This is a genomic window from Fibrobacter sp. (assembly GCA_024398965.1).
Taxonomy (GTDB): Bacteria; Fibrobacterota; Fibrobacteria; order Fibrobacterales; family Fibrobacteraceae; genus Fibrobacter.
Map to the genome: position 1 here is coordinate 1 of JAKSIF010000059.1, position 12,265 is coordinate 12,265.

Here is a 12,265-nt window from a genome sequence, read left to right on the forward strand (position 1 = left end):
GACCTTCGCCTTTGATGCAAATGCAAACGGTGGCATGGTCTACTATGTTGGCGACAAGGTTTCTAGCGTAACCTACGATATTGCCGATGGTGAAACCGCCCTGCCGGCAAACCTGTACCAGGTTGGCTCTAAGCTGGTTGGCTGGTCCTTCGACCAGAATGCAGAAACCGGCATGGTCAACTTTGATAACGACTTCATTGCCGCCTACAACGCAGCAACTACCGAAGAAGACGGCGCTCCCACCAAGCTGTACGCAGTTTGGAGCGAAGTCAAGGTTCCCACGGTTGTTATCAAGAATGCTGATACCGAAAAGGGTACGCTCAATGTAATTCCCTATGGCTATACCGAATGGATGCCGGTGCCTGCCGATGGCCTGGAAATCCCGATGGTCGACGGTGGCCTCTCCTTCGAGGTTAAATTCGCCGCCGCCGAAGGCTACGCCATGGCTGCCGACCTGGTTGCCTACGACCAGATGGGCAAGGAAATGGCAGGCTACATCGTTGACGGTGTAATGACCGTTGCCGAGAACGTGGTTATCAAGGGCGTTGACGCTGTCAATGATTACAGCATCAAGTTCGTGGTGGCAACTACCGATAACGATATCTACTTTGCTTCCGACTGGGAATCCGCCGGCGAATTCAACGTGACCGACAAGAGCACCTTGCCGAATAACGTTGCCCGCTCTGGCTATGTCCTTGCCGGCTGGGCCTTGACTCCGGATGCTGAAAGCGGCATCATGACCTTGACTGGCGACTTTGCAAAGGATTTGTCTGCCGAAGAAGAAAACAGCCTCTACCCGGTATGGGAAGCTAACGAAGCTTCTGTCTACGTCATTGCCTCCAACAACCTGGAAGCAGGTACCCTGACCCTGAGCCAGACCGTAGAAGGAAATACCTACGATCACGAAGTTCCGGCAGAAGGCCTCAAGGTTCCTGCAATAAAGAACCTTGTGCTTGACGTAAGCTTTGCAACTTCCGTGGGCTACAGCCTGAACGCTACTTCCGCATTCTACACCGTGGATGCCGAAGGCAACGCCCTTGCCGCCCTGAAGAGCGGAACCCTGACTGTGGATGGCGACGCTATCATCCAGGCTCCTGTCTTTGCTGAAACTTACGAATTCGCCTTCAGAGTCAACTCCGGCGACCAGCGCGTGTTCTATGGCCGTACCTGGTTCGAAGACAAGTCCTATGACCTGACCATGGAAGAAGCCGATCGCAAGTTCTCTGGCGATATCTACCGCACCGACTCCTGCTTCGTTGGCTGGACGTTCGAAGAAAACGGTACTGAATACTTCAACGAATTCAATGCTGCATTCCTGAATGCCGCAGTAGAATACAATGTTGCTCCTGGCGTTCTCAAGGATCTGTATGCCGTGTGGTCCGAAGACTGCGGCGAACAGAAGAATGTGACCGTCAAGCTGGCTAACGCTGATGCAGGTATCATCACCTTGACTCAGAGCGTCAGCAAGACTTCCTGGAATGTGGATCTGGACGAAACGGGTCTTGAAATTCCGGCAGTCAAAGGCATTGACTTTACTGTTGCAATTGAAATCAATGCAGGTTATACCGCCGACGGTGACTGGGCCTACTACATGATCGTAGACGAAAAGCAGGAACTGGTTGGCGACAAGTTCGTTGTGGAACCCTCTCTGCCGGAAGTCATGTTGCTGAATGTCCCGGCTGTGGAAGATCCGTCTGTTGAATTTGCCTTCGACGCAAACGCTGGCTCTGCCAACGTATTCTATGGCGCCGACTGGAGAGCAAGTGGCTCCTTCTACCTGGGCTGCGACATTCCTGAATTCCCGAAGGATGTCTATCGTACCGATTCCGTTTGGAAGGGTTGGGCTTTCACTGCTAACGGCAGCGAAACCTTCACCAAGTTCGACATCTCCTTCATTAAGGCTATGAGAGCCGCCAAGGATCTGGGCCTGAATACAAAGACCCTGTATGCAATCTGGACCGCTCCGGAAGTTGAAATCGAAACAGTTGATGTTTCCGTCTCCTTCAAGAATGCTTCCAGTGGCAAGATTACCTTGAGCCAGATGGTTGATGAATATAACGAAGTAAAGACCGAGTACGACTTGACCTCCGGTCAGAAGCTTGCCGTGCCTGTTGTGGAAGGCGGCCTGGTATTTAACGCCAACGCAACCACAACCGATGGCTTCGATCTGGAAGGCGATTATCCCATTGTTCTGATGGATGCCCAGGGCGTTGAACTGGATTCCATCGCAAACGATGGTACTGTCACTATCTCCGCTGCAACAAACGTTGCCGTAAAGGTTTACGCACCGGACGAATACATTTTCCTGGATGTAAACGTGGCTGCCGATGTCAACCTGTTCTTCGACTCCGATTGGGTTGATTACGTTATCGCCGATGTGGATAGCAATAACGCCTTGCCCATGAACCTCTACCGTGGCGATGCCGTACTTGCTGGCTGGGCTCTGACCGCAGATGCTTCCGTATCTGACGCAGTTCAGGAATTCAGCGCCGACATGCTTAAGAAGATGGTGGAACAGAATGAGTACAAGCTCTATGCAGTTTGGAAGTCTGGTAACGACAATATTTACGTAGTAACCAACACCGATGCAGACAAGGGCTCCATGACCTTGACCCGTATGGTTGGTGACGACAGCTATGAATACGAAGTTCCCTCCGCCGGTCTGAAGATTCCTGCGGAAGTAGCCAACGACCTGTATGTTCCGGCATTCACTCTGACCGCTATCGGTTACGAATGGAATGACGGCGCTTACAAGGCTGTGGTTGGAACCGAAGAAACTGCAATTCCGGAAGCAGGCTTCAAGATTGAAAGCGATGTCGCAATCGCCGCTCCGATTTCTCAGCTTGGCTTTGAAATCGTCTTCGATTCCTACATTCCTGATGACCGCGTGTTCTTTGGCAAGAACTGGACGAATCGTGCTATCGACATGACCTTTGATGTAGGTTTCGCTTCTAAGTTCCCCATGGACATCTACCGCGTTGGCTACTGCCTGGAAGGTTGGACCATTAATCCGAATGCTACGGAAGACGAGCCTGTATTTACAGAGTTCAGCGAAGACTTTGTAAAGGCCGCTCTTGAAACCTACGCAGACGATTATGCTGGAAAGGTCTATACCAAGTGGGCTGCCTGTGAAAATGAAACCTACCGCATTTCTGCTGATGCAGGCACAGTTGGCTACATTGAATTGACCCAGTACGGCGAACTCGATTCTGAAGGCAATCCCATTTGGATTGATTTCTACCGTCTGACTGGTGACGATGACGCTCTGATTGTGCCGAAGGGCAATGGCGATATCAGCTTCACCATTGAATACACAACCAGCGATGGCTACAGCAAGGATGATCCGTATCTCACTTACGTCTATAACGCAAGCGGTCGCCTGCTGACATCTTTATCTGAAACCGAAAGCTATGTATTTACCTCCGATGCAAAGCTTAAGGCCGGTGTTTCCGCCGATCACTTCACCATCGTCTTCGACGTGAATGCTGCAGACGGTGCTCCGGTATTCTACAACGATCTCTGGCGTGCTTCTGGCGAATTCGATCTTGATATGGATTATGCGGATCTGGAATTCCCGATGGCATTCCGCGCTGGTTTGCGCCTTGCTGGCTGGGCTCTTGAAAAGGCCCCCGCTGCTAACGCAGATTACTACGACGTATTCACTCCTGAACTGGCCAAGACCTTGGCTAGTGGCAAGGCTGAAAACGTTACCCTGTACGCTGTATGGGAAAACGATCAGTATCAGGAATCCGCAAGAATTACCGTGGCCGACATGGAAAAGGGCTCTGTAACCTTGGAAAATGCCGGCAACAAGTTCGAAATCGACGAATACGGTCTGCTTGTTCCTGCTGTTGAAAATGGCATCGCCTTCAAGGCTAGCTACTCCGTGGCATTGGGATACTCTGCTCCGGTAGGCGCTAGCCTGACCTACGAACTGGATGGCGAAAGCATGACTGTTAACAACGGTATCTTGCTGGTTGAATCCGCCGACGACATTACTCTCGAAATTCCTGCCGAAGCTGACGAGGCAATGCGCTTCGCCTTCGATGTGAACGCAAATGGCGCCAACGTATTCTACGCCGATGGCTGGAAGTTCGAAGGCAGCTTCAACATGGGTGGTACAAACTCTGTATTCCCCGAAGGAATCTATCGTACCGATGCTAAGTTCCTCGGCTGGGCTCTGTCTGCTGAAAGCCGCCGCTACTTCAACGAGTTCGACTCTGAATTCATTGAAGCGGTCAAGTCCATGAAGGATTTGGGCATGAAGGCTGAAGTCCTCTACGCAGTATGGGATACCTACGCCCTTGTAGAAACGGTTCGCCTGACTTCTGGCAGCGAAGAATCCGGTTACTTTACCGTATTCCAGACTGTTGGTGGCGAAAACTTCTACTACGAAGTTGGTGCTGAAGGCTTGGAAGTTCCGGCAACGGAAACTGGCCTGACCTTCAAGGCCTCCTTCGAAACTCGCCCGGGTTACACGATTGCTTCCCAGATGCCTATTATCGTTGAATCTAGCGAAACCAGCCAGATCGAAAATGGTGGTGAATTCAAGGCTGTTGCCAATACGGTTCTTGATGCAGACGCCAATGCCGATCAGTATCGCTTCGCATTCAATGTGAACGCCGGTGACGCTAACGTATTCTACGGCGACTCCTGGAGCAGCACTGGTGAATACAGCATGGCAACACACGAGGAATTCCCCCGCGTAATCTATCAGTCCAACAGGGTGCTGGTGGGTTGGAGCCTGGATTCCGCTGGTGAAGAACTTTACAACGGCATGAACGAAGACCTGGTGACCAAGCTCTCTGACAAGGTGACCACACTCTATGCCGTATGGGAAGATTCCGAAGTTGAAACTTACAAGGTTTCCTTCGCCAATACCGAAGTGGGCGACCTGAAGCTTGTTCAGATTGTTGAAAACGACACCATTGCCTACGAAGTGGGTGATGATGGTCTTGACGTTCCTGTGATCGATGGTGGTTTCAGGTTCAAGGTTGCCTTTATGGCTGGTGCAGACTACACCAACCTGGTAGATGCCGACGAACTCTTCTCCGTTGACGAAAATGGTGAAGAAACCGCTATTGAAGATGAACAGATTGTTGTTGAAAAGGACTTGACTATCGGTATTCCGGTTGCCCTCGAAGTCTTCACGGTTGTGTTTGACGAAAACACCGATCGCAAGAATGTATTCTATGGCTCCGACTGGGTTGCTGGTGGCAAGTACTCTGTTAACGAAGAAGGCAAGGGCAAGCCTCTGCCGCAGTACATCTATACCGCCGACGCTTGCGTCGCTGGCTGGACCTTCGGCTCTGACACTACGGTCTACAGTGACTTTAACGTTGAACTTGCAAATGCCTTCAAGGCTGGCAAGCGCGGTGCTAACGGTTACGAACTGAAGGCCAAGTGGGTTGACGCTGCAACATGCGTCTCCGGCGCCTACATTCCGGCTTACGCATCCGTCTCCCTGGTCTCTGAACACGGTACCGTCGAATTCGTTGAAAAGTCTTCCGAAGGCAATGAACTCGTTCACACCTTCGACAAGAAGGGCAACATGCTGCTGCCTCTCGACTTCGATGGCCAGAAGCTGATCCTCCGCAGTATTGCAGACTCCAGCTTCGTGATGGACTCCCTGGTTCTTGTTCGTGAAAATGGTGATGCCGTTGAAAGCTACACCTACGTTGACGGCAAGCGCATGGACTTCAATATGCAGGGCAAGTTCACTGCATACTACTCCAAGAGCAACAAGACCGATGTTGAAATCGTCGACCTGAAGCTGGAACAGTCCGGCTCCATGATCCGAGTCTCTATCGTAACAAGCGAGTTCGAAGTCACTCGCAATGTTGAAGCTCGCGTAGTGGTAATGGATGCCTTGGGCAATGTAGTTGTTGAAAAGGTGGTGGCTGACTCCATCAAGCAGACTCCGGCAAATCTTGTCTGGACCTCTAGCGAACCTCTGCCCATTGGCGAGTACGTGGTATTCGCGGATCTTTCCGAAGGCGATGACGTTGTCTCTGAATCTAGAAGCTTCAGTGTTGACGGAGCCATCGTTGCTCTCGGTAAGGACAAGTGGCAGATGATCTCCATGGCTATCGTGGATACCTCCGCTATTATCTGGGACGACGATCCGAAATTCTTCTGGTGGGATGAAGTCGGTGAACCGGGTGAATTCTGGCAGTATAAGGAATTCACCAAGCACGACGAAGTCGTTGCCGAACGCGGTTACTGGTACAGCTCCTTGGAAGGACGCGACCTGCCTCTGAACATGGATGTTAAGCCTGTAACTAAGGATGTTACCTGGGATCTCGACAGTCTGGTTAGCGGCTGGAATCTGGTTGCCAACCCCTATGGCTGGAGTGTTGACCTCTACAATGCCAATAAGGATAAGTACGCTCAGTTCGACGAAGATGCCGAAGTTCAGTTCCTGCGTTACGACGAAGAAATTGAAAACTACGCACCGGTCTATGTGCTGAAGCCTTACGAAGCCGTATGGGCAGCTGTCAAGTCTCACACGACCTGGACCTTGAAGGCCGAGGCTGAATTTGCCAGCGATGTGGCTAAGGACTTCCCGGAAATGGATAAGGAAGATATCTCCAAGGATAGCACCTCCGTATCTGTGTCCAAGCGCAAGGCTCTCGCCAAGGCTAACAGCAAGAACAAGTGGTCTATGCAGGCTGTGCTTTCCGACAACAACGGCCGAAAGGACTTCTGGAACATCCTTGGTGTTAGCGACAGACCCTTTGTTAGCGCAGAACCTCCTGCTCCCATGGGCGATCATGTAAGCCTGTCCGTTCTTGAAGGCAAGAAGGCATTTGCCAAGTCCTTCAAGAAGGTTGCTGACAGCTATGAATGGCAGATTTCCATGGCTGCAAGCTCCGACCGCTTCGGCTACCTGAGCCTGGAAGGCGTGGCTGGCGTCAAGAGCCTGGGCTACCATGTGTATGTGACTATCGATGGAAAGACCACTGAAGTCCTTGATGGCGACCAGATCCGCGTTGCCCTTAAGGCCAAGGCCACTACCGCTACGATCAACGTTACCGAAGGTCGCCTGAATACGGTTGTCGCTTCTATCAACGGCTTGCGCATGACTCAGGGCGCTGGCAAGGTGAACGTCGGCTTCAATGTTGACGATGGCCTGGCTGGATCTCGCACTGTCGTGGATATCGTAAACCTGGATGGTAAGGTGATGGCCACCTACAGCACCAAGGCCGAGGCTGGTTACAACCTCCTCCACCTGGATGCTCCGAAGTCTGGTCTGTACATGCTTCGTGTCCGTGTGGCAAGTCAGCAGGTTGCAGGCAAGATCATGGTCAGGTAGGAAAAGGCTTCCGAAATCGATAAATAACGCAAAATCTGCGCAAAATAAGTTTGAATCCCCGGGAAAACCGGGGATTTCTGCTTTTGTAATAATTAATCAAGGTTCGCGTTAACTATAGCCAAACCCATGTGATATTTCTAACTTTGGGCGCACTATGACAAAGGCTAAATTCATTAAATTCGTTATCGCTACGATTCTCGCAATCGCAGCTCTCTACTTGCCGTACGAACAGCTCGGCTTCGATGCAGCAAGTCCCATGGGAATCCTGAATCCGTTGGAAATCCGCGTCATTGGCGTTTTCGTCATGGCTGCTCTTTTCTGGATTCTTCAACCGTTCCCGATCTGGTCTACATCCATGCTGGTCATCGTCTTGATGATCATCACGATGTCTGACTCCGCCCTTTCCCCGTTCCGCGTTGATGGCGTGACCATGATTAGCCACAAGTCTGTTATGGCTACTTTTGCAAACCCCATCATCATGCTGTTCCTGGGTGGCTTCTTCCTGGCTGCTGCTGCTACCAAGTACAAGCTGGACTTGAACCTGGCTCGCGTGCTCCTGAAGCCCTTCGGTAAGAACCCGAAGTTCGTGCTCCTTGGCCTTATGCTCATCACCGCAGTGTTCTCCATGTTCATGAGCAACACCGCTACCGCTGCCATGATGCTCGCCATCCTCGCTCCGGTGCTCAAGCTCTTCGACGAAAATGACCGTGGTAAGGCTGCATTCGCTCTTGCTATTCCTCTCGGTGCAAACATCGGTGGTATGGGTACTCCTATCGGTACTCCTCCTAACGCTATCGCTCTTGGCGCCCTGAACGACGCTATCGCCCGTGGCGACCTGGCTGCAAACCCGGTTTCCTTCGGTCAGTGGATGGCTTTCGGTGTTCCTTATGTTATTATCCTCATGGTTGTTGCATGGGTTCTCCTCATGAAGATTTACCCCATCAAGATGAAGGAAATGGTCCTGAACATCGAAGGTGCCGGTAAGTTCGATACTAGCCCCAAGGCAATCATCGTTTACATTACTTTCGTTCTCTGCGTTCTCCTGTGGGTCACCGGTAAGGGTGTTCACGGTATCAACGATAACGCTATTGCTATGATTCCTATGGCTGTGTTCGCCCTGACTGGTGTTATCACCAAGAAGGACCTGAACGCTATGAGCTGGGATGTTCTCTGGTTGGTTGCTGGTGGCTTTGCTCTGGGTGTTGGCCTCAACTCCACTGGCCTTGCCGCTCACTTGATCAAGACCATTCCGTTCGGCACCTGGTCTCCGGTTGCTCTTATGGTCGGTTGCGGTATCATCTGCTTGTTCATGGCTAACTTCATGAGCCATACTTCTACTGCAACTCTCCTCGTTCCTATTCTCTGCGCAGTTGGCATTGCTTGCCAGGACAACTTGGTTGGCCTCGGTGGCGTTACCGCTCTCTTGGTTTCTGTTGCCTTTGCATCTTCTCTCGGTATGTCTATGCCGATTTCCACTCCGCCTAACGCACTTGCCCACGCTACCGGTTACACCGATACTAAGGGTATGGCAATTACCGGCGTTGTGATGGGTCTCCTCGGTCTCGTACTCTCTTGGGGTATGATGATCCTCTTGGCAAACATCCACTTCTTCGGTACTCCGGAAGTTAAGGCTGCTCCTGCCGCACCTGCTGTTGTTGAAAAGGTTGCCGAAGCTCCGGCTCCGGAAGCTCCCGCTGCCGTTGCTGTTGCCGACACCTCTGTGATTGACTCTGTTAAGGCTGATAGCGCTGCTGTTGATTCCGCTAAGGTTGATTCCGCTGCCGCTCCTGCTACTGAAGCTGTTGCTGATACCGCTGCTGCTGAAGCTCCGAAGGCTGAAGCCGCTCCCGCTGTAGAAGCCGCCGCTGCTGCTGCTCCTGTTGCCGCTGCTTCCGCTGCCGACGAAAAGAAGGCTGCTCTCGAAGCCAAGAAGGCCGAAGAAGCCCAGAAGAAGGCAGAAGCTGAAGAAGCAAAGCGCAAGGCTGCCGAAGAAAAGAAGGCTGCTCTCGAAGCCAAGAAGGCCGAAGAAGCTCAGAAGAAGGCAGAAGCTGAAGAAGCAAAGCGCAAGGCTGCTGAAGAAAAGAAGGCCGCTCTTGAAGCCAAGAAGGCAGAAGAAGCCCGTAAGAAGGCTGAAGCTGCCGAAGCAAAGAAGAAGGCTGCTGAAGAACGTAAGGCTGCTCTCGAAGCTAAGAAGGCCGAAGAAGCTAAGAAGAAGGCTGAAGCTGCCGAAGCAAAGCGCAAGGCTGCTGAAGAACGTAAGGCTGCTCTCGAAGCCAAGAAGGCAGAAGAAGCCAAGAAGAAGGCTGAAGCTGCTGAAGCAAAGAAGAAGGCTGCCGAAGAACGTAAGGCTGCTCTCGAAGCCAAGAAGGCAGAAGAAGCTAAGAAGAAGGCCGAAGCTGAAGAAGCTCGCAAGAAGGCTGCCGAAGAAAAGAAGGCCGCTCTTGAAGCTAAGAAGGCTGAAGCTGCTGAAGCAAAGAAGAAGGTGGAAGAAGCTAAGAAGCTCCTCGCTGAAGCTCAGAAGGCCGAAGCAGAAGCCAAGAAGGCTGAAGCTGCTGCCAAGAAGGCTGTTGATGCAACCGCTCCGAAGCCGGCCCCGAAGGCTGCTCCGAAGGCAGAAGCTAAGCCTGCCGCTGCACCTGCTGCCGCAGCTCCCGCTGCTGCTGCTCCTGCCGCTGCTCCGGCTGCTGCTCCGGCACCTGCCGCTGCACCCGCTGCCGCTCCTGCTCCGGCTGCTGCACCCGCGCCTGCCGCCGCTCCGGCACCTGCTGCCGCCCCCGCTGCAGCTCCTGCAAAGCAGTAAAGAATCGAATATCGCAAGTTTAGCGGAATATAAGTCGCCTGGGAAACCGGGCGGCTTTTTTTGTTTCTTGTGGCGCCGCAGCTTTCTAATAGCAACTAAACAATCTTTTCCCAGCAATACAACTTGGCTTGACATCGCCTTAGCCAAGGCTATGCCATGCCATTTAACAAATGTTGATGTGTACCATGCCAAAATAAACTTTGAGATTCAAAAAATTAGAGTATATTTCCATTAAGTTGTACTTTTTTAACATCTAAAATTTAGCCGGAGACTAGATATGCCTAGAATCGCTTTCGCCGCTACACCGTTGCTGACCGCCCTTTTGATCGCCTGTGGAAGCGACTCGAACGGAACTAGCGCCAACCATTACGACGGAACCAGTTCTGGCGACAAGAACGGTGTTTGCTCTATTTCCAAGAATGCAACATCCATTACTATGAAGATGAATGTAAACGGTGCTGTTACCACAACCGTTTATGACTTTGACGGTGGAAGGCTGGCTTCACAGTCCACAATTACAGACGTGTCTGCCATGGGAAGCAACGCAAAGTACGCTTGCGAGTCCATGGCCAATGGCGAAGGGTTCGAGGCGAGCTTTGACGCAGGCAAATGCACCGTTAAGCAGACTGCTGGTCTCGCCAGCGAAACAATGGACCAGGTTTACCAGGCCCAGAGTGCGGCATGCGATGCAGCGAACAATATGGCAAATGGCGTGACCAACCCCACCGGCAACGGGTCCACGGACCCTTCGGGTGCCACTTCAGTTGACGAAATATGCGCGGTGACCAAGACGGCAAAGTCTGTCTCTTACACGGGACATGATTCCAAAGGCAAAAAAGCGACAGTACTTTTCACTTTTAACGCCGATGGTTCCGTTACACAGGTATCTACCTTTGAAATAGAGAATAGCGCGTCTGCCAAGGCCGAGTGCAATACCTTTAACGCTTATGCAGATAATGCAGTTGCCAGCTTTAACAATGGCGTCTGCACAATTACCGACTATCCATTTATGGCTGTAAGCGTTGATTATCTGTACGAAGAACTCAAGAAACAGTGCGACGAGCTAAAGTCCGACAGCCGTTTCTAGAGATGTTTGTGTACGCAATGCTTTGATTGACCTGTTATTTGTTTGACAGGTCTGTTTCAAAGACTATATCAAATTAAAACAATCATGTTACCGCAATTCCCCGTTGTACGTCTAGCTGAACAAAAGAAAAACGCCTCCAAACAAGAGGCGTTTTCTTTTCATCTTAATAAGAAAAACTATTTGATTTTTTGGTAGTCAAGACCGACCTTAACTTCTAACACCATATCGTCAAAGCTAGTCCCATAGCCTAACTCAAACAAGACGTCGCCAACCTTTTTTTGATAGCAGCTAAAAACATCATTGTGATAAGAAATGTCTAGTCGATCTTCGCATCCAACAGAGGGATTCCAGCCCATATTTTGTATTGTTTGCTCTTTTTGCAGCCATTCCTGTTGAGTCATATGAAGCGTGACATCACGCCCTTCCTCGTCAACCATTTCGCATACACCATCAACATTTTCCCATAATTGATTCTGTTCTGGAACCCCAGCATATTTAGCCGCATTAGGACAATCTCTTACTTCCATATGGAACACTCTATCGCCCGCCGACCATAACTCTATATACAAGCCGTTCTTATACTTCATATAGTCTAAATTGGCGTAGTAATGAACATGTTCGTCGTCGGCCAAAGCCTGGCTATCAAAAAAGAGTGGGATTGTATTTTCGTCTACAGGAGATGTAATCTCAACAATACAACGTTTTTCATACTCATCAAAACTCGTCACATACTCAAATGTCGGAGGAACAGGTAATTTGTTTAAAGCGGGAACACAATCCTCGGGCAAGATGAATCCATTGCCACCGCTTGTTGCAGAATTCCCGTTAGTTCCAGAATCTTCACCGCAAGCACAAACAAGAAGGGAGGCCAATGTTGCTGCTGCTATACATTTTTTCATACATTCTCCATACATTACGTTTTTTTTATTATACAATTATCCTTCTAGTTTGTCAATTATCATATATATGTTTTGGGGATAAAAAAAAGCCCCGCTTCCGCGAGGCTTCTTTTCAGTGGTCGATACAGAACTCGAATCTGTGACCTCTACCATGTCAAGGTAGC

The 12,265-nt window shown here is 50.8% G+C and carries 4 protein-coding genes; 3 read left to right on the forward strand and 1 reads right to left on the reverse strand.

What is annotated here, in order from left to right:
• Positions 1-34 precede the first annotated feature (34 nt).
• The 3 genes from MJZ26_13305 to MJZ26_13315 all read left to right on the forward strand — a co-directional run bounded on the left by MJZ26_13305 (position 35) and on the right by MJZ26_13315 (position 11,202).
• Positions 35-7,315 (forward strand): T9SS type A sorting domain-containing protein, encoded by a 7,281-nt coding sequence (locus MJZ26_13305; protein ID MCQ2106754.1) that lies wholly within the window; start codon positions 35-37, stop codon positions 7,313-7,315.
• 154 nt (positions 7,316-7,469) lie between these two features.
• Positions 7,470-10,115: an SLC13 family permease gene (locus tag MJZ26_13310; protein ID MCQ2106755.1), complete on the forward strand. Its 2,646-nt coding sequence runs from the start codon at positions 7,470-7,472 to the stop codon at positions 10,113-10,115.
• 277 nt (positions 10,116-10,392) lie between these two features.
• Positions 10,393-11,202 carry a hypothetical protein gene (locus MJZ26_13315; GenBank protein ID MCQ2106756.1) on the forward strand — a complete coding sequence of 270 codons (810 nt, stop codon included), beginning with the start codon at positions 10,393-10,395 and terminating at the stop codon, positions 11,200-11,202.
• Positions 11,203-11,378: 176 nt separating this feature from the next.
• Here the strand turns inward: MJZ26_13315 and MJZ26_13320 are convergent, their stop codons facing one another.
• Positions 11,379-12,101, reverse strand: coding sequence for a hypothetical protein (locus tag MJZ26_13320; protein MCQ2106757.1), 723 nt, complete (start codon positions 12,099-12,101; stop codon positions 11,379-11,381).
• Positions 12,102-12,265: the final 164 nt, after the last annotated feature.

What these genes read in the sequence shown, in the direction of transcription:
- MJZ26_13305 (MCQ2106754.1), top strand. Translation starts at nt 35, where the DNA reads ATGGTCTACTATGTTGGCGACAAGGTTTCTAGCGTAACCTACGATATT.
- MJZ26_13310 (MCQ2106755.1), top strand. Translation starts at nt 7,470, where the DNA reads ATGACAAAGGCTAAATTCATTAAATTCGTTATCGCTACGATTCTCGCA.
- MJZ26_13315 (MCQ2106756.1), top strand. Translation starts at nt 10,393, where the DNA reads ATGCCTAGAATCGCTTTCGCCGCTACACCGTTGCTGACCGCCCTTTTG.
- MJZ26_13320 (MCQ2106757.1), bottom strand. Translation starts at nt 12,101, where the DNA reads ATGAAAAAATGTATAGCAGCAGCAACATTGGCCTCCCTTCTTGTTTGT.